At 33.7% G+C, this 17,638-nt stretch carries 20 protein-coding genes; 11 read left to right on the forward strand and 9 right to left on the reverse strand.

Translation table 11 applies throughout. The annotated features are described in order from the left end of the window. Together A9G10_RS09800 and A9G10_RS09805 are read left to right on the forward strand one after the other, a co-directional pair. The gene (locus A9G10_RS09800; protein WP_081299176.1) at positions 1-249 is read left to right on the forward strand and encodes a YcgL domain-containing protein; all 249 of its coding nucleotides are present in this window, start codon (positions 1-3) and stop codon (positions 247-249) included. Beyond that, entirely contained in the window at positions 246-668 is a 423-nt protein-coding gene (locus A9G10_RS09805; RefSeq protein WP_065559351.1) for a YcgN family cysteine cluster protein, read from the forward strand. The genes A9G10_RS09800 and A9G10_RS09805 overlap by 4 nt, the downstream gene beginning before the upstream one ends. 32 nt (positions 669-700) lie before the next feature. Here A9G10_RS09805 and A9G10_RS09810 read toward each other — a convergent pair whose 3' ends face one another. Both A9G10_RS09810 and A9G10_RS09815 read right to left on the reverse strand, forming a co-directional pair. Beyond that, on the reverse strand, positions 701-1,255 hold the full coding sequence (locus A9G10_RS09810; protein ID WP_065559352.1) for a YggT family protein: 555 nt from the start codon (positions 1,253-1,255) through the stop codon (positions 701-703). A 37-nt stretch (positions 1,256-1,292) separates the two neighbouring features. Next, entirely contained in the window at positions 1,293-1,994 is a 702-nt protein-coding gene (locus tag A9G10_RS09815; RefSeq protein ID WP_065559353.1) for a YggS family pyridoxal phosphate-dependent enzyme, read from the reverse strand. Between the two features lie 23 nt (positions 1,995-2,017). On the opposite strand from A9G10_RS09815, the gene A9G10_RS09820 reads away from it, so the two are divergent. The 4 genes from A9G10_RS09820 to A9G10_RS09835 all read left to right on the forward strand — a co-directional run bounded on the left by A9G10_RS09820 (position 2,018) and on the right by A9G10_RS09835 (position 4,896). Beyond that, complete coding sequence (locus tag A9G10_RS09820; RefSeq protein WP_065559354.1) at positions 2,018-2,977, forward strand: type IV pilus twitching motility protein PilT; 960 nt, start codon at positions 2,018-2,020, stop codon at positions 2,975-2,977. A gap of 86 nt (positions 2,978-3,063) precedes the next feature. Then, the gene (gene proC, locus A9G10_RS09825) at positions 3,064-3,873 is read left to right on the forward strand and encodes a pyrroline-5-carboxylate reductase (protein WP_065559355.1); all 810 of its coding nucleotides are present in this window, start codon (positions 3,064-3,066) and stop codon (positions 3,871-3,873) included. A gap of 347 nt (positions 3,874-4,220) precedes the next feature. Further along, positions 4,221-4,430 (forward strand): transcription antiterminator/RNA stability regulator CspE, encoded by a 210-nt coding sequence (gene cspE / locus A9G10_RS09830; RefSeq protein WP_065559356.1) that lies wholly within the window; start codon positions 4,221-4,223, stop codon positions 4,428-4,430. 184 nt (positions 4,431-4,614) lie between these two features. Then, a complete protein-coding gene (locus A9G10_RS09835) occupies positions 4,615-4,896 on the forward strand; it encodes a DUF5339 domain-containing protein (RefSeq protein WP_081299177.1) in 282 nt (93 codons plus the stop codon). 24 nt (positions 4,897-4,920) lie between these two features. Here the strand turns inward: A9G10_RS09835 and A9G10_RS09840 are convergent, their stop codons facing one another. From A9G10_RS09840 to A9G10_RS09850, 3 genes are all read right to left on the reverse strand, one after another. Then, positions 4,921-5,406, reverse strand: a complete 486-nt coding sequence (locus A9G10_RS09840) for a thermonuclease family protein (protein ID WP_065559358.1) — start codon at positions 5,404-5,406, stop codon at positions 4,921-4,923. A 237-nt stretch (positions 5,407-5,643) separates the two neighbouring features. Further along, a complete protein-coding gene (gene fabA / locus A9G10_RS09845) occupies positions 5,644-6,165 on the reverse strand; it encodes a bifunctional 3-hydroxydecanoyl-ACP dehydratase/trans-2-decenoyl-ACP isomerase (protein WP_065559359.1) in 522 nt (173 codons plus the stop codon). Positions 6,166-6,317: 152 nt separating this feature from the next. Next, on the reverse strand, positions 6,318-8,090 hold the full coding sequence (locus A9G10_RS09850) for an AAA family ATPase (RefSeq protein WP_218837386.1): 1,773 nt from the start codon (positions 8,088-8,090) through the stop codon (positions 6,318-6,320). 188 nt (positions 8,091-8,278) lie between these two features. On the opposite strand from A9G10_RS09850, the gene A9G10_RS09855 reads away from it, so the two are divergent. Then, positions 8,279-10,051, forward strand: coding sequence for a DUF3413 domain-containing protein (locus A9G10_RS09855; RefSeq protein WP_065559360.1), 1,773 nt, complete (start codon positions 8,279-8,281; stop codon positions 10,049-10,051). Positions 10,052-10,261: 210 nt separating this feature from the next. On the opposite strand, the gene pdxT is transcribed toward A9G10_RS09855, so the two are convergent. Next, on the reverse strand, positions 10,262-10,852 hold the full coding sequence (gene pdxT / locus A9G10_RS09860) for a pyridoxal 5'-phosphate synthase glutaminase subunit PdxT (RefSeq protein ID WP_065559361.1): 591 nt from the start codon (positions 10,850-10,852) through the stop codon (positions 10,262-10,264). A 2-nt stretch (positions 10,853-10,854) separates the two neighbouring features. Next, complete coding sequence (gene pdxS, locus A9G10_RS09865) at positions 10,855-11,742, reverse strand: pyridoxal 5'-phosphate synthase lyase subunit PdxS (protein ID WP_065559362.1); 888 nt, start codon at positions 11,740-11,742, stop codon at positions 10,855-10,857. A gap of 147 nt (positions 11,743-11,889) precedes the next feature. Here pdxS and A9G10_RS09870 point away from each other — a divergent pair, with 147 nt between their 5' ends. The 4 genes from A9G10_RS09870 to A9G10_RS09885 all read left to right on the forward strand — a co-directional run bounded on the left by A9G10_RS09870 (position 11,890) and on the right by A9G10_RS09885 (position 15,853). Beyond that, complete coding sequence (locus A9G10_RS09870) at positions 11,890-13,278, forward strand: aminotransferase-like domain-containing protein (RefSeq protein ID WP_065559363.1); 1,389 nt, start codon at positions 11,890-11,892, stop codon at positions 13,276-13,278. 68 nt (positions 13,279-13,346) lie between these two features. Then, complete coding sequence (locus A9G10_RS09875) at positions 13,347-14,543, forward strand: MFS transporter (protein ID WP_065559364.1); 1,197 nt, start codon at positions 13,347-13,349, stop codon at positions 14,541-14,543. Positions 14,544-14,802: 259 nt separating this feature from the next. Continuing rightward, complete coding sequence (locus A9G10_RS09880; RefSeq protein WP_081299178.1) at positions 14,803-15,066, forward strand: SemiSWEET family transporter; 264 nt, start codon at positions 14,803-14,805, stop codon at positions 15,064-15,066. 451 nt (positions 15,067-15,517) lie between these two features. Then, complete coding sequence (locus A9G10_RS09885; RefSeq protein WP_065559365.1) at positions 15,518-15,853, forward strand: DUF1161 domain-containing protein; 336 nt, start codon at positions 15,518-15,520, stop codon at positions 15,851-15,853. Positions 15,854-15,975: 122 nt separating this feature from the next. Here the strand turns inward: A9G10_RS09885 and asnA are convergent, their stop codons facing one another. Both asnA and A9G10_RS09895 read right to left on the reverse strand, forming a co-directional pair. Next, a complete protein-coding gene (gene asnA, locus A9G10_RS09890) occupies positions 15,976-16,968 on the reverse strand; it encodes an aspartate--ammonia ligase (protein ID WP_065559366.1) in 993 nt (330 codons plus the stop codon). Positions 16,969-17,209: 241 nt separating this feature from the next. After that, positions 17,210-17,623: a hypothetical protein gene (locus A9G10_RS09895; RefSeq protein ID WP_065559367.1), complete on the reverse strand. Its 414-nt coding sequence runs from the start codon at positions 17,621-17,623 to the stop codon at positions 17,210-17,212. Positions 17,624-17,638: the final 15 nt, after the last annotated feature.

Here is a 17,638-nt window from a genome sequence, read left to right on the forward strand (position 1 = left end):
ATGATGTGGTGTTATATCTATCGTAGTCCAAAAAAAGAAAATTGTTACTTGTATATGAAAAATGAAAATGATTTTTCTGGTATACCTGAAAGAATACTCTCAATTTTTGGTTCTCCGATATTTGTTATGAAAGTATTATTAGATGGAAAAAGACGTTTTGTAGTTGGGACATCCGAAGAAATCGAAGAAAAGATTAAAACGGATGGGTTTTTCTTACAAATGTTAAAAGAAGATGATTTTAAAGCATGATTGAGCCATTTTGGAAAGGTAAGACTTTAGATCAACTCAGCGATGATGAATGGGAGCAACTATGTGATGGTTGTGGACAATGTTGTCTGAACAAATTAATGGATGAGGACACTGACGAAATCTTATACACTAATGTGGCTTGCAATTTGCTCGACGCCAACACATGCCAATGTAAACACTACGCTAATCGATTCAAATATGAACCCGATTGCATTAAGCTTACTCGAGAAAATTTACTTACTATTGAATGGCTACCTTTGAGTTGTTCTTATCGATATTTCCAAAAAAATGGGGAATTACCTGAATGGCATCCACTGATTGCGGGCAACAAAAAACTAATGCATGAATTAAAAATATCGGTTAAAAATCGAATTGTATATGAAAAAGATGTGATTTGTTGGGAAGATCATATCATTTAAAAAAAGGAGCAACAGCTCCTTTTTTAAATCATCTAAAGAATGATCCACAGCGCACCAAAAATTTTGGTGGCAAAATAGTTCATAAACATAAGCACGACAGCCACAATTGCAAACGTAACATCGATCATGCCAATAGGTGGAATAAAACGACGAATTGGTGCCATTAATGGCTCTGTTAATTGGTAAAGAATTTCGTCAGGTACTGATTGTCCACGACTAATCCAACTCAAAATCGCTCTGAATAGCAATAACCAAAATAGCAGGTAACCCATAGCATGCAAAATTGCTACCAAAGCAAACCATAAATAATTAACATTAAATGGTAAATTTATGGGGATAAAACTAAAGATGAACAAAATTTTAATTAAAGCAACTAAATACAAAAGTAGCCACGTTGCAAAATCAAATTTTCCTACTGAAGGAATAAAACGGCGCATTGGACCGATAATAGGTTGAGTAACTTTTACAATAAATTGAGTGATTGGATTATGAAAATTAACTCTGACTTGCTGCATCCACAAACGTAAAATTAAAACATACAGACAAAACGTTATTACCGTTTTGCCAAGAAAGTAGATCAATTCCATTGAAAACTCCTTAAATGAAAGTCATTGAGCCAATATATCATAAATACTTTCGCTCGCCAAAGATTGCCGTACCAATACGAACCATTGTGCTACCAGCTAAAATCGCCGCTTTCATGTCTCCACTCATTCCCATAGATAATGTATCAACATAAGGAATATCAATTTTTAATTGTTGTAAAAGCGCCGTCATTTTTGAAAAAATAATGAATTGTTTATCGAAATCATCTTCGATTTCAGGGATAGCCATTAAACCACGTAAACAAAGGTTAGGTAATGTAATAATCTGGTTAGCTAAAGCTAACACTTCTTCTGGTTTTACGCCGGATTTGGTGGCTTCTTGACTTATATTAACCTGAATAAGTACATTTAATTTAGCCATATTGGCAGGGCGCTGATCACTTAAACGCTGAGCGATTTTGAAACGATCAATTGTATGCATCCAATCAAAGTGTTCTGCAACCAACTTGCTTTTATTCGACTGCAAAGGGCCAATAAAATGCCAAATAAGAGGACAATTTGGCATCGTTTTTTGAAAATAATTTATTTTCTCTACACCTTCTTGAACATAATTTTCACCAAATGCGAGTTGTCCTGCGTCTATAGCTTCTGTAATTAATGTAACTGGTTTGGTCTTACTTACCGCAATAAGTTCAATTTTTTTGGGATCTCGACCACAATTTGAAGCTATTTTCTCAATATCTTTTTTTATAGCCATTAAATTGTCATGTACTGTATTCATGTTTATACCTAATTATCATTAGTATGTCTAAATTAATATTACATTCTTTATTATCACTTAGTGTAACCCAAAAAGCATCGGATTTGCACCTATCTAGTGGCGAAGTGCCTTGTATGCGAATTAATGGACAACTACAATTTTTGTCTGTTTCTCAACTATCAGCTCAAGTTTTGGAAATAGAATTATTTAAATTACTCAATGATTCCCAAAAAAATCGATTACAACAAAATGGTCAAATTGATATCGCCTATCATCCCGCAAAAATAGGGCGATTTCGAGTAAATATATTTTATCAAATGCGAGGTATTTCAGCTGTCTTTCGTGTCATCAATCACCAAATTCCAAGTTTACAAGAAATTAAAGCCCCAAAAATTTTACCTGAATTAACACAAACTCAAAGCGGGATTGTTTTAGTTACCGGTGCAACGGGTAGCGGTAAATCAACGACGTTGGCGTCATTGATACAATACATCAATATTACAGCAACAAAACATATTATTACTTTAGAAGATCCGATAGAATTTATTTATCAAAATAATAAATCGCTTATTCAACAACGTGAGATTTCTGATTTTGGCTCGGCAATTGATAGTATTTTAAGACAAGATCCCGATATTATCATGCTTGGCGAATTACGGCATAAACAATCTATTCAAGCTGCGTTAACCGCCGCTGAAACAGGACATTTAGTCTTTGCAACTTTACATACAAGCTCGGCAATTAAAAGTATCAACCGAATTATTGATGTCTTTGAAAATCATTCACATAATTTTATACGAGCACAATTATCGACAAGCTTAAAAGCAATTATTACCCAAAAATTAGTCACAAATAACCGGCAGCGTAAAGCGATATTCGAAGTTTTGATTAATACGCCTGCGGTAAGCAACCTTATCAACGAAGGCAAAACTAAACAGATACTTTCATTAATGCAAACGGGTCAACAATATGGTATGCAAATAATGCAAAGTGATGATTTGTAATGATCAGTAATTTAATAAAATTTAAAGTTTTCTAAAAAAATAAATTATACTAATGTTAAAAAGTTCAAATGAAAAAGGGGTAAAAAATGGAACAACGCATTGGTTTAATAGGTTTAGGCAATATGGGTAATGCTATTTTACAAGGTATTTTATCAAGTAAAATTGTATCAGGTAACCAAATCAATATTTATGATACCCATCCAGAAAAAGGGATTTCACTTAATCAATCTTATGGAATTAATAATTTAGATTCAGCCAGAAATGTAGCAAAAGAATCGGATATGGTTATTGTGGCTGTAAAACCCAATGCGATTATCGATGTTTTAAATGATATCCAAAAAGAATTAAAAAAAAGTACTATTGTGATTTCTATTGCTGCAGGAGTTAGTATAAAAACGATTGCAAAATGTGTGGGATATGAACAAAAAATTATTAGAGTCATGCCAAATACACCAGCCTTAGTCAACGCAGCAATGTGCTCAATCACGCCAAATACAGAAGTTACAGAGGAAGAGTTAGCTACGGTTCAAACATTATTTAATTGTATTGGTGAAACTGAAATTGTACCTGAATATTTAATTGATGCTGTAGTAGGTGCAAGTGGATCCTCTCCAGCGTTTGTATTTATGTTTATTGAAGCTATAGCTGATGGGGCAGTAAAAGGGGGGTTATCTCGAAAACAAGCCTATAAATTTGCTGCCCAAACAGTAATGGGGTCAGCAAAGATGTTACTAGAAACGGGTAAACATCCTGGAGAATTAAAAGATATGGTATGTTCACCAGCCGGTACGACCATTGAGGGTGTGCAAATGCTTGAAGAAAAGGGATTCAGAGCGGCGGTTATTGATGCTGTTGAAGCAACAATAAATAAGTCTCAAAGCATGAGTGAAAAATAAGTTAATCTAAAATTTACATTTGGCAAAATGCTAAAAATTAATTAAAACGTAAAAATTAAATTAATTTAACGATTGAAAGTAATTTAGGTTTTGCCTATCAAATAAATTTGTAAAACTTTACAAACAACACTTGCATTAACAATTAATATATGAGTTAATAGTTTACAGCATATAACGTGCAGATTTATTTAGTGACATCTTGATTTAAGCAGTTTGTAGTTTACTTTCTATTTACATTAGTATTAGTTCTCTTCAGCTTTCACGTTTCAGTGTTTATAAGTAGTCCAAGTTTTATGTTTTTTTTAAATTAGCCTTGTTGGCTTAAATTATTTTATAGGAAGATTATTATGTCTAAGAAAACTGGTCAAGTTAAGTGGTTCAACGAAAGTAAAGGTTATGGTTTTATTTCTCCTGCTGATGGTAGCAAAGATGTATTTGTACATTTTTCTGCAATCTCTGGTGAAGGTTTTAAAACTTTAGGTGAAGGTCAACAGGTTGAATTTTCAATTCAAGACAGTGAACGTGGCCCAGCTGCAGCAGATGTTGTTGTAATGTAATTCTGCACCCATCTTTATATTTTATCAGCATATTTTAAATATGCTGATAATTTCCTACATCCTACAAAATATTTTATTTGCTTTTCCAAAATCTCTAATGTATTATTTTCCGCAATATTAGGTGTAATAAATATACTAATATTATCAAAAAGATAATTTTATAAATTGAAAGGAAAAATAAATAATGAAAAAATTTCTAGTTTCTGCTGTACTTTTAAGTTTATCTTCTGCTGCGATGGCTGATTTATCTGATAGTTGTAAAACTTATTTTGAAAAAGTGGATAAATTAGTTGAATCTTTACCTAAAGATGCAGCAACAAAACAGCAAACTGATATGATGAAACAAAATTTAGAAGCAGGTAAAAAACAAGTTGCTGCTATGTCCTCAAGTGATCAAGAAACAGGTTGTAAACAAGGTTTAGAAGCACTTAAACAATTAGAATCTCTTTATCCTGCTTTAAAATAAATTGATAAATTCTTGATGAAAAATTTATTTCTGATTTAAACGTCGGAATTTCCATGGGGCTATTGGGTTTTTATCTTTCCATAGTCCCTTTCTATTTTGTTTGGCTTGCGATTCAAGCGCTATTAATTGCTTATTTTTAGCCACACCTTTATAGCGATATACCCAAGCATATCCACTTGAAACCATTTTCTGATTGATATTTATGCCATTATAAAAAACGGTTCCTAACGTTCTGTTATAAATATCTTTGTTACTTTCTTTAATATAAACTGATTTTCCTGCGATAAGTGAAGCTAGGTATTTTCTAGATGCATTACCATAGGCTTGTTTGCTTTCTGGTGCATCAATATCAACTAAACGGATTCGGATTTTTTGTTTCACAGGCGTTAAAACATCAATTGTGTCACCATCTATTACTTTAACGACTTTTCCACTGAAATTAGCATAGGCAACGGTATTGAAAAAACAAGATAAAATAAAAAAAACAACAAAACGATTAAGTAAACTCATGATTAATAAAGACTATAAAAAATTTACCACATTATACATTGAATACCAAAAAATACTAATGAAAAATCATCAATCTGAAGATAATTTGTAGTTAATAGTTAATTTTGAGAAGATAAAAACGGGCGAAAATATATTTTTATAACAAGGGATAAATGAATTATCAGAAACTGCTTGGATAAACGATATTCAAGATAGCCTTACTGAAATAATGTGTAAGGCTAATAAAAATCAAAAAAATTAAAATTCGCTGGTATCTTTGAACAGCCCAACTTTAAGATCGGTAGCTTCGTAAATCAATTTACCATCTACATAAACTTCGCCATCACCGATTCCCATAATTAATTTGCGGTTAATCACACGTTTAAAATGGATTTTATAGGTAACTTTTTTATTTTTGGGTAATATTTGACCTTTTAATTTTAACTCTCCGACCCCAAGAGCTCGACCTTTACCCTTACCGCCAATCCAACCAAGGTAAAATCCAACTAATTGCCATAAAGCATCAAGCCCAAGACAACCAGGCATGACAGGATCATTTTTAAAATGACATTTGAAAAACCACAAATCTGGATTAATATCAAGTTCGGCTTCCACATAACCTTTATTAAAGTTTCCACCTTCTTCATTCATTTCGACAACACGGTCCATCATAAGCATTAAATCTGATGGTAAAGGCGGTCCGTCATGACCAAAAAGTTCACTATTTCCTGATTTAATCAGATCTGCTTTATCGTATGAAGATTTACGTTCAAATGTCATAAAAAAACCTTTTATTTTCTGTCATTACTTACATGATTATAAAAATAATTATTCAATAAAATATTATGAATAATCAATACTGTAAAATCTTTTGCCGCTTGCTAAAACGTTACATCTCAACCAAATTTGGCTTTCAAGTTTATTGGGTATTACTATTTTTTGCAATATCTTTGCCATTTTGCAAACCAACTATCCTGTTTTTTATCTTGTAAAAGCATAGTTTGCATACGTGCATAAATAAGCTTATAAAGACTAATTGCATTATCATCTTTATAAGGAATTCCTGTTAATAAATAAAGTGCATCCGCAATATGTTCAACAGTCCAAATAGAAAACTTTTCATGAGCTATTGCTTCAATCACATTATCACTCAAGCACAAATGACGTTGATTAGATGCGGGAATAATAACGCCTTGCTGACCGGTTAACCCCTGATGCTGACAAACAGTAAAAAAGCCTTCAATTTTTTCGTTGATACCACCGATTGATTGTACATGACCAAATTGATCTACCGAACCGGTAACCGCTAATTGTTGATCGATAGGCTGACCTGAAAGCGCACTTAAAATAGCACATAGCCCAGCAAGCGATGCACTGTCTCCATCAATTTCATTATAAGATTGTTCAAATACTAAAGAAGTTGAAAAAGGTAATTGATGATTAATAGCAAATTCTGACATAATAAAAGCCTGCATGATCATCATACCTTTAGAATGAATATTTCCTGCAAGTTCAGTTTTACGCTCAATATCAATTAATTCACCGTCGCCAAAATGAACAAGACAACTTAAACGCGTTGGCTCACCAATCGCTAAAGGATAGCCGGGATATTCAACAACAGATAAACCATTAATTTGGCCAACAACCTGATCTTGAGTATTAATCATGATTTGTTTATTAAAAAACTCTTCATGGAATCGTTTTTTCAAATAATCTTCACGCCACAACTTGTTTTCAGTCGACAAAGCCACTGATGACGCATCAATCACATCATTTTGTGCATAATAACTAGCATTAACCAATAACCCATGGACCCAATCAATTGCAAGGGGAAGATAAAACTGATCACCCGTAAAACGCACTGCTTCTTGATAAATTTTGTTATAGGCTGATTGAGCAATACTTGGCAAATGAAATTTATCTGCAATAAACTTCAGATAATCCACCCACATATTGAGCTGATCAGATGAGGTAATCTGCAATTCATTTTCAAATTCAGCGTAGATTGACGTATTATAAAATTCGGGGTCAAAATCCTGTAAATCAGCTAAACTCAGTCGATCACCAACTAATATAATTCTTAAATCAAGTGGCATAGAAGGGATGGATAACGGCAACGGATGCGACTCATCTGCTGAAAACCAATCGAATTCTTGTTGAAATACCATTTGTTTTAATTTAATCAATAGAGTAGGTTGGCTTAATAAAGATCGTAAACCTAAAATTAAAACGCCACCATTAGCCTGATGAACTAAACCTGGATCGAGTTTAATTGGGCTATTTTCCGGTTGTCGAACACAACCAAATAATTTTTCGCCATCAACATAGCTTGATGCTAGACAATCATCTTGAATAGCAAAGTTATCCTGCTTGCTTTTAGCTTCAGTCAACGTAACTTTATTATCATTGATAAAATAACTATAACCCAACCTTGAAGAGGAAGTCTGTAATTTAACTGCTTGTTTTAACAAATCAAAAAAAAGTTCACTTTCTGACGCTTTCAGTAACATAAAACGAGGGTGATAACTTGCTCTTTTACTCGGGCATAACATGGATAATGCTGACGCAATACGAGGTTGCCAAGAAAGAATATTTTTTGACTTTTCTATCGCAGATTCAGTTTTTGCTTTACTGTGATCAACAAGCGTACTAATCTGAGACAAATCAGGTTGGATTTGATGTAATTTAAGTTGTGAGATAGCCAAAATTATTATCTTTGTTGTTAGCGAATTTAATCTTTAAATTATATCAAGTATCGATTATAACGCCAAGATCATACCAAAATCTTTATGCTAACAAATAAAAAAATTACAGAAAGATTTTTCAAAATCAGGTAAACTGTAAAGTATCTTACAGTAAATATTCTTCATTATTATCGTTACCAATAATAAATATGCTCAAACTCAAAAATAATCATATCAAAGATACCCAATCCTCACAAATTGTAAGCTGGGGACACTGGTTTACATTATTTAATATTTTTGTTGTTATATCTTTGGGTAGCCAATATTTAATCATTGCAGACTGGCCAAGGACATTTATGGGGCGGTTTTATGCAATCATTAGTGCAATTGGGCATTTTAGCTTTTTAACGTTTATTACCTACCTCATATTACTTTTTCCGTTAAGCTTTTTTATTCACTCAGCACGTTGGCATCGAATATTAGCAACCATAATTGCAACATTAGGGATTGCCTTACTTTTAGTTGATATTGATATCTTCTCGCATTTTAGAATGCACTTAAATTTATCCATATGGCAGTTATTTACAGCGCAAAACGCCACTTTTTTAAGTAGTGCGTTTATTATCATTCCATTTATTTTATTAATTGAAATATTATTTGCATTATGGAGTTGGAAAAAATTACGTAGCTTAAATAAGCGTAAACGTTATGCAAAACCAGTCGTGGTTATATTTATTCTTTGTTTTGTCTTTTCGCATCTAATTCATATTTGGGCTGATGCTAACTTTTATCGACCAATAACTATGCAACGTTCAAGCTTACCATTATCCTATCCATTGACTGCTCGACACTTCCTTGAACGATATGGATTTATGCCAGAAAATGATTACCGAACTCGAGTCAGTCAAGAAGGTAATCCTTTTGCCATTGCGATAGAATATCCGCTTGCACGGCTGAGTTATGATGAAAAACAAGCAACGCAAAACATATTAATGATAGTCATTGACGGCTGGAATAGTCGTTTATTAAACGACAACATGCCATGGTTAAATGAATTTGCGAAAGAAAATCTTAAATTTACGGATCATTACTCTGCAAGTAACCAAACAAATATTAATAAATTTTCATTATTTTATGGACTCGATCCCAACTATTACAACAGCATATTAGCGGGTCATAAACCTTCAGTACTATTTGATGCTATTAATTACCGTCATTACAACTTAGGGATGTTTTCCTACGATGGATTTGATGAACCATTGTATCGATATGCGTTGCTATCCAATTTTTCAATACCGCCAGCTAAAAAAATGACTAATAAACAGGTTACTGATAATTGGATGGCGTGGCATGATGAACAAAATAAATTAGAAAATCATGCACCACTATTTTCACTGGTACAATATTCACTCGGCGTAAAACATAAAAATATACCGCTAAAAGAACTTGAAACAGAAGCAAAAAAATTAGATCAATATCTTGAATCATTAATAGCGTATTTAAGACTAACCAATACCTACGAAAACACTGTAATTGTCATTACCGGAACCAATGACATTACTATAAAAGAAGCGAAAAAAACAGCGATACGTAATGACGACATTAATTACAGTCGAGAATTGCTTAATGTGCCACTGATAATCTCATGGCCAAATAAAGAACCCGCTCAAATCACCCGACTGACATCGCAAACTGATATTATGCGCACCTTAATGCAAGATGTGCTGTATGTTAACACATCACCACATTTATATAATCAAGGTGAAAACTTATTTAATAGCAAGCCACGGCAATGGATAGTGGCGGGTAACGAAAAAGAAATCGCTGCACTATACAATGATAAAACAATTGTTTTAGATGGATTTGGACGATCTAAAATTTACGATATCAATAATACATTACAAAAAGAAGAAAAAATAAGTCTTCCTATATTTTTACAAATTGTCACGGCAAACCGTCGATTTATGGTGGTGTCTAATTAAAAAATTTGTTTACTTTATATAGAGAAGAAATGAGACTTGAATTTAATTTTATTGAGTTTGATAAAAGTAATCTTGTTTATGAAAAAGAATAAATCATTTTTCGGTTAGCATAATGTACTTTTTGTCAATGTGTTGTTTTTACACATAGGGATAAACTATTTAACCTGTATTATTAAATATCTATCCCTTGTCTTTTAAAAATACTTCGTATCAACATTTATCAACAAAATATTTCATCACCCGATTATCGTTAGATAGCTCGGGATGAAATGAGCAGACTAAAATATTATTTTGTTCTGCCATTACACAGTGATCATCAATAAATGCCAGTTGTTTTACTGGGTTACCTGCATGCATGATATAGGGAGCACGGATAAAGATAGCTGGAATGTGCTCGCCAATTGATGCTATATCTAAAAAGGTTTCAAAACTTGCAACTTGCCGACCAAACCCGTTGCGTTCAACGGTAATATCCATTAATTCAAGAAGTTCAACTTCATGATGAGTGGTCGTTGTACCACAAAGAACTAAACCGGCACAGGTGCCTAAAATACCTTTACCTTGACGGGCAAATTCTTTAATGGGTTCAAATAGTCCATTTTGTTTAATTAGTCGGCTAATCGTGGTAGATTCACCGCCTGGAATAATTAAACCGTCTAATCCCACTAAATGGTCAGGTTTTTTTACTGTTACCGCAATTACATTTTCGATACTCAGTAGCATGGTTATATGTTCACTAACCGCGCCTTGTAAGTTAAGTACGCCAATTTTTTTTAACCGTAAGGGTTTTAGTGATTGCATCGTTACCAACCTCGTTCTTGCATTCTTTCGGATTCAGACAATTTACTGATCTCAATGCCTTTCATTGCCTCACCTAATCCTTTAGATAGTTCTGCTAAGCGTGGATAATCGTCATAGTATGTCGTTGCCTGCACAATCGCTTTCGCAAATTTTTCAGGGTGTTGGGATTTAAAAATACCCGAACCAACAAAAACGCCGTCTGCGCCCAGTTGCATCATCAAGGCTGCATCAGCTGGGGTTGCAATGCCGCCAGCCGCGAAATTAACAACAGGCAATTTCCCCAACTGTTTGATTTGTATTACGAGTTCATAAGGTGCACCGATTTCTTTTGCCAATGTCATTAGTTCATCTTTAGATTTACTGTTTACTAATCGAATTTGTTCGTTAACTCTGCGCATATGGCGTACCGCTTCAACAATATTACCTGTACCCGGTTCCCCTTTTGTGCGTAGCATGGATGCCCCTTCGCCTATACGACGTAGTGCTTCGCCTAAATCACGACACCCGCAAACAAAAGGTACGGTAAATTCATCTTTGAGTAAATGGTATTGTTCATCGGCAGGCGTTAATACTTCGCTTTCATCGATATAATCAACGCCCATTGATTCTAAAATACGGGCTTCAACAATATGACCAATACGTGCTTTTGCCATAACAGGAATTGTTACCGCATTCATCACCGCTTCAACGATAGTTGGATCTGCCATTCGGGCAACACCACCGGCAGCACGAATATCTGAAGGAACTCGTTCCAGTGCCATAACTGCGACAGCGCCAGCTTGTTCAGCAATTTTGGCTTGTTCTGCATTTACCACATCCATAATCACGCCACCTTTTTGCATTTGCGCCATACCCCGTTTTACGGTCTGTGTTCCGGTAATTTTATTCATCACGTCTCCTGATTTAAATTAATTAATGCTTAGTGATGTATTATTTAAAATTAGCGTTAGGGAAGAAACAGCCAATTGGACTATAATTAGGTCATCCAATTTTTGCTCGTTGTCTGGCAAGGTTTTTAATTTTGAGTAATCGATAACATGTGGAATCAACAGAAGTTAAACACTTATCAAGGCGCACTTTTTAATAAAGTAAGTCAACTGATTGAATATTATATTGAGCAAGGCATATTGATTGCTGGCGAACAATTACCTTCAGAACGTGAACTTGCTAATATTTTAAATATCAATCGAACAACGGTGGTTCGAGCTTTGGATAATCTTTCTGAACGAGGACTTTTAATCCGCAGGCAAGGAAGTGGAACATTTGTTAATGATAAAAAATGGGGTGTACAGGCGCATACGACGATAAATTGGCGTTTGCCTGCACGTTTTTACCAAAATAAACAATCTCGTTATCAACAAAAAGTCGAACTAATACGACGTCAACAAACTAACATTATTGATCTTGCTAATGGTGACTTACCCACAATTTGGATGCCTAAATTGTTATTACCCAATATCAGCTCAGATGAGCTTATCATGCATGAAAAAAATAGTGACCAATTACAATTAGGTTTGCCAACACTAAAAACGCAAATAGCCAATTATATGCAACAACGTTTTGCTATGTCGGTCGATACATCTCAAATACTCATTACATCAGGTACACAACAATCACTATTTTTAATTACACAGGGATTACTCAAACCGGGTGATGCAATTGCTATCGAATCGCCTTCTTATTTTTACTCTTTGCCGCTTTTCCAAGCAGCAGGGTTACGATTATATGGTATTGAGTGCGATAATGAAGGTATTACTTTAGACAGTTTAAGGAAAGTCGTCAGTCAGCAACCCATAAAATGGCTGTTTCTTAATCCCATCTTTCAAAATCCATTAGGGTTTGTGATGAGTGATAAACGTAAAAAAGCGATATTAGCATTCTGTCGTTCGCAATGTATTGGTATCGTTGAAGATGATGCTTATAGTGGTCTAGCATTTAATTCTCAATTATCCATCTCACCCATTAAAAAGTTTGACCACCATAATCAGGTCATCTATTTAGGTTCGCTTTCTAAATATATTGGTCGAAATATACGGGTGGGTTGGATGATAGCACCTCGCAATATTATTGAAAATCTTGCGGATATTCGTCAACATATCGATTCAGGTTTAAGCATTTTGCCACAATTACTTGCAGAAGAGTATTTGAAAAATCATTATGTTACTCATCAACGCTTTTTGAGTGAACAGCTCAATCTTAAAGCGAATCAATTAATGAAATGGCTCAATGATTATTTTGGTCACTTATTAAATTATCAAAAACCCTTAGGTGGATTTCATTTATATGCTCAATTATCTGTCAAATCATCACAACAAGAAATCGCTATATTAAATCAATTGCTTGCACAAAATATAATCGTATCACCAGGGAGTGATTATGGTGATAAATTCGGTTGGATACGTTTAAGCTATGGACATTTCAATTAGAATTTGGTTTGATCTTCAAACATTAACTTCATTTATTTAACGTTATGCAATATTCAACTAAACTTTCAATGTCAACAAAAAAACTTTTAATCATTGCCGGTACTGGCTGGCTGTTTGATGCGATGGATGTTGGTTTACTGTCGTTTATACTTGCCGCCTTAAAACAAGATTGGGGGTTAAGCCCTGAACAACTTAGCTTAATTGGTAGTGTCAATTCTATCGGTATGGCGATAGGAGCCTTTCTGTTTGGGATCTATGCGGATAAAAAAGGACGTAAATCCGCATTTTTATTTACTTTATTAATGTTTAGTATTGCCAGCGGATTAAGTGCATTTGCTTGGGGACTGGCAAGTCTGCTTATTTTACGTTTTTTTATTGGTATGGGATTAGGCGGTGAATTACCGGTTGCTTCTACTTTAGTAAGCGAAAGTGTCGAGCCTGAACATCGAGGACGAATTGTCGTACTACTTGAAAGTTTTTGGGCTGTTGGTTGGATTTTAGCCGCTTTAATCGCTTATTTTCTTATTCCTATTCCGGCAATAGGTTGGCGAGGGGCGATGATTATTTGCGCTATTCCTGCGTTTTATGCGCTTTACTTACGTTTTAATTTACCGGATTCATCGGCTTATAATAGTTTGAATTTAAATTTAAAAAAAGAATCGGTAATTAAGAAAGTTAACTCTTTACTTACTTCAGAGTTTCGCCGTTCGACCATCATGTTATGGATAGTATGGTTTTGTGTGGTTTTTTCCTATTATGGTATGTTTTTGTGGTTACCTAGTGTCATGATGATGAAAGGGTTTTCCATGATAAAAAGTTTTCAATATATCTTATTAATGACATTTGCGCAGTTACCGGGTTATTTTTCGGTTGCTTGGTTGATTGAGCGAGTAAGGCGTAAATGGGTGCTAATCACCTATTTATTAGGTACATTAATCAGTGCTTATTTATTTGGTAAGGCAGAATCAGTTAATCTTTTACTTGTGTATGGTGCATTATTGTCTTTTTTCAATTTAGGGGCTTGGGGCGCTATGTATGCCTATACTCCAGAACAGTATTCTACCAATATTCGTGCAACAGGATCAGGTATTGCCGCTTCGGTTGGACGAATAGGGGGAATATTAGGCCCTCTCATGGTTGGGTTCTTAGTGGCTAAAGATATTAGTTTAAGTGTGATTTTTAGGATATTTAGCTTATCTATTTTAATGGCAATAATGGCTATTGTGTTATTAGGTAAAGAAACCAAGCAAACACCATTAATCTAACGATTGCCCAAAATGTGAGTTGTATAAATTCAGCGTTGACCTATACTAGTAAAGTCATCCAGTCACTTCGTGTGATAAACATGAAGCGATAACACTAAATTTATCTTTAACGTTGTTACCGTTGTTTAAATCTTTTCGTTTTTCATTAGTCAATCTTTAGTCATTAATGAGTTTTATATCATTTAAACGTTTTCATTTAAAATCATTAGTATTGCTGTTATTGAAAAATATTGATTCAACTTTAAATTAGGAGGTCATTTTGTATCTTTCAGCAAAAGCTTTCCATTATCTGGGTATTATTGCAACCATTGCTTCACTGGGTATGTACATTTCTTATATTCCACAAATCATTGATAATTTACAGGGAATGAAATCAAATCCTACTCAGCCGTTAGCTGCAGCAATCAACTGTTCCTTATGGGTCAGTTATGGTCTTTTGCGTGAAAAAAAGGATTGGCCTATTGCGATAGCGAATTCACCAGGGGTAATTTTTGGTCTCATCGCTTTTTTTACCGCCTTATAATTGTCAATGAAAGCGGAAGTATTTGCTTCTGCTCATTTATCTGACCCTTCCTTTTTCATCTATTTAATCCGTCTTAATTTAGCCTAATTTTAACAATTTAATACTTGATTTTTTCTTTAAAATAATATCATTTTTGGGGTCGTTTATTATTTAATCTGAATGATAAACCTTTAATAATCAATTAAATAAAGAGTTATCAACAGGTTTGTTAAATACTTATCAAATAGTACAGTGCATAATTTTGATGTTACTCACAGCATCAATAATTATATTTAAAAGTTACTGCCTGTCCGATTATTCGTTTACCTATTTCAAAATTGTATTTGAGTTTATTTGTCTTAAAATCTGCTAAGATAAATATATGGCAAAGTTAATCGTTATCATTTAATAAGTAATTATAACAATTTGATTTATTATATTTTAATTTCATAGAATATTATTAAGGAAATAGATGAAAAAAGTGGTTTCTGTTTTGATGATATGTATGCCAACATTTGCGCTGGCATCAAATTGTGACGCTATTTATACCGATATTGCTGAAAAAATCGAAAATAATGGTGTAAAAACATCTGACTATATTTTAAAAATTTCACCCACTGATATTGCTGATCAAGTTGAAGGCAAAATTGTTGGCTCCTGTGATACTGGAAAGAAAAAAATTATTTATCTTCGTTTAAATAATCAAACAGAGAATTTTTCAGATTTACCATCAGAATTAGATTCTGGGGTCATTGAGTGTAAAAAGCAAGATGATTTGAAGCAAAGCGCAGAAAACAAAATTGAATGAACAACGTGAATAATTGTTCAGGAATAAAGTTACGTTAAGCGGCGATTTCAAGCAGGTAATTTTTCTAATCAGAAGTGAGTAATATCTCTTCTACTATGAAAATAGAAGAGATAATCACTACATTATAATAAATTAGTGTAATTTTGATGAGTTACATCGTTCCAAACACTTGCTTGTACTTGTCCAATATGTTTTTGTTGTAAAAGTAGCATCGCTAAACGAGATTGACCAATTCCACCCCCTATAGTTTGAAGTAGATCACCATCAACTAAAGCTTTATGCCACGCATATTGTAAACGGTCTTCATCATTGGTTGCTTTTAATTGGCGCTTCAACGCTTCTGGATTAACTCGAATTCCCATAGACGAAATTTCAAACGCACTATTTAAAATTGGATTCCAAACTAAAATATCGCCATTTAAACCTTTTGAACCCATTTCATTATCGCTACTCCAATCATCATAGTCCGGTGCACGTACATCGTGTTTTTCATTGTTAGACAAATCACCACCTATACCGATTAGGAACACTGCACCAAGCTCTTTTGTGATGGCATTTTCACGTTCTTTAGGTGATAAATCAGGGTAACGTTTTAATAATTGCTCGCTATCGATAAAAGTAATCGATTCGGGTAAAAATCGTGATAGATGATATTTATCGGATACGGCACTTTCAGTCGCTTTGATGGCGGCATAGATCTTTTCAACAGTTTGCTTTAAATACCCTATATTACGATCTTCCGATCGCATTACTTTCTCCCAATCCCATTGGTCAACATAAACAGAGTGAATAGGGGAGAGTTGATCTTCGTCGGGTCGTAATGCTTTCATATTCGTGTACAAACCTTCGCCGACAGGGAAATGATGCATACTTAATATTTTTCGTTTCCATTTTGCCAGCGAATGAACGACTTCAAATTGTGATTGAGGAATAGCTTTAACTTTAACTTGAACGGCTTTTTCGGTTCCCGATAAATTGTCTTGTATCCCATCACCTACTTGACTTAATATGGGTGCTTGCACTTCAATAAGCGATAAGTTTTTTGCTAATTGTTCAGCAAAAAATTGTTTTACAAAACTGATACGTTGTTGTTGTTCTTTAAATGATATCGTCATGTTTACTCTTCAATTATTAGTTAATCCAGATAGCTAAATTAAACTAGAAAATAAAAATATGCAAGTTAGAACATATCGGCACTTTTTCAAAAATACAAAGCAAAAAAGTTAACGAGTTTAGTTTGGACTTTTCATCGATGATAGGATCCGACATTTAATGTAAAAACTAAAATTAAATCGCCCAATAAGACAATATATTAGGCAATATTTTAATAACACCAGTAAAAGATAATTGGGTTAGTTATTGATTAATATAGGTGGTAATAATATTCGCTAAATTTGGCTTTTGCCATTTCGCAGTCAACACAAAATTAGGTACTTTAAATGGATATCGTTTATTTTCAGTAGTCGTAAATTCAAATTTGCTGTTAATCCAACCTTTTTTGAATGTCATATTTGAAATTGATGTCATCGGTATTTGGAGAACATTATAAGTAAAATCTCCTGTTACAGTTAAACCTATTAAAATAATTTCATTGGAATCAAAATAAATAAGATAATTTTTAATATCTAAAACAGCTAATTCCTGATAAAGTGCAAATTTCCAAAATTTTGGGTTGATACAACCATAAATTACTGATGAGCTGTTAAAATTGGGTAATTCAAATTTTTCAAATAATGCGTTTATGTTTTCTAACTTTAAGCCTTCGTTCATGTTAATATTCCTTAT

Origin of the sequence: Gilliamella sp. wkB308, assembly GCF_001690185.1 — a bacterium.
GTDB lineage: Bacteria > Pseudomonadota > Gammaproteobacteria > Enterobacterales > Orbaceae > Gilliamella > Gilliamella apicola_I.

What these genes read in the sequence shown, in the direction of transcription:
- A9G10_RS09820 (WP_065559354.1), top strand. Translation starts at nt 2,018, where the DNA reads ATGTCTAAATTAATATTACATTCTTTATTATCACTTAGTGTAACCCAA.
- asnA (WP_065559366.1), bottom strand. Translation starts at nt 16,968, where the DNA reads ATGACGATATCATTTAAAGAACAACAACAACGTATCAGTTTTGTAAAA.
- pdxS (WP_065559362.1), bottom strand. Translation starts at nt 11,742, where the DNA reads ATGAATAAAATTACCGGAACACAGACCGTAAAACGGGGTATGGCGCAA.
- fabA (WP_065559359.1), bottom strand. Translation starts at nt 6,165, where the DNA reads ATGACATTTGAACGTAAATCTTCATACGATAAAGCAGATCTGATTAAA.
- A9G10_RS09835 (WP_081299177.1), top strand. Translation starts at nt 4,615, where the DNA reads ATGAAAAAATTTCTAGTTTCTGCTGTACTTTTAAGTTTATCTTCTGCT.
- A9G10_RS09840 (WP_065559358.1), bottom strand. Translation starts at nt 5,406, where the DNA reads ATGAGTTTACTTAATCGTTTTGTTGTTTTTTTTATTTTATCTTGTTTT.
- cspE (WP_065559356.1), top strand. Translation starts at nt 4,221, where the DNA reads ATGTCTAAGAAAACTGGTCAAGTTAAGTGGTTCAACGAAAGTAAAGGT.
- A9G10_RS09870 (WP_065559363.1), top strand. Translation starts at nt 11,890, where the DNA reads ATGTGGAATCAACAGAAGTTAAACACTTATCAAGGCGCACTTTTTAAT.
- A9G10_RS09895 (WP_065559367.1), bottom strand. Translation starts at nt 17,623, where the DNA reads ATGAACGAAGGCTTAAAGTTAGAAAACATAAACGCATTATTTGAAAAA.
- proC (WP_065559355.1), top strand. Translation starts at nt 3,064, where the DNA reads ATGGAACAACGCATTGGTTTAATAGGTTTAGGCAATATGGGTAATGCT.
- A9G10_RS09885 (WP_065559365.1), top strand. Translation starts at nt 15,518, where the DNA reads ATGAAAAAAGTGGTTTCTGTTTTGATGATATGTATGCCAACATTTGCG.
- A9G10_RS09805 (WP_065559351.1), top strand. Translation starts at nt 246, where the DNA reads ATGATTGAGCCATTTTGGAAAGGTAAGACTTTAGATCAACTCAGCGAT.
- A9G10_RS09855 (WP_065559360.1), top strand. Translation starts at nt 8,279, where the DNA reads ATGCTCAAACTCAAAAATAATCATATCAAAGATACCCAATCCTCACAA.
- A9G10_RS09800 (WP_081299176.1), top strand. Translation starts at nt 1, where the DNA reads ATGATGTGGTGTTATATCTATCGTAGTCCAAAAAAAGAAAATTGTTAC.
- A9G10_RS09810 (WP_065559352.1), bottom strand. Translation starts at nt 1,255, where the DNA reads ATGGAATTGATCTACTTTCTTGGCAAAACGGTAATAACGTTTTGTCTG.
- A9G10_RS09875 (WP_065559364.1), top strand. Translation starts at nt 13,347, where the DNA reads ATGTCAACAAAAAAACTTTTAATCATTGCCGGTACTGGCTGGCTGTTT.
- pdxT (WP_065559361.1), bottom strand. Translation starts at nt 10,852, where the DNA reads ATGCAATCACTAAAACCCTTACGGTTAAAAAAAATTGGCGTACTTAAC.
- A9G10_RS09815 (WP_065559353.1), bottom strand. Translation starts at nt 1,994, where the DNA reads ATGAATACAGTACATGACAATTTAATGGCTATAAAAAAAGATATTGAG.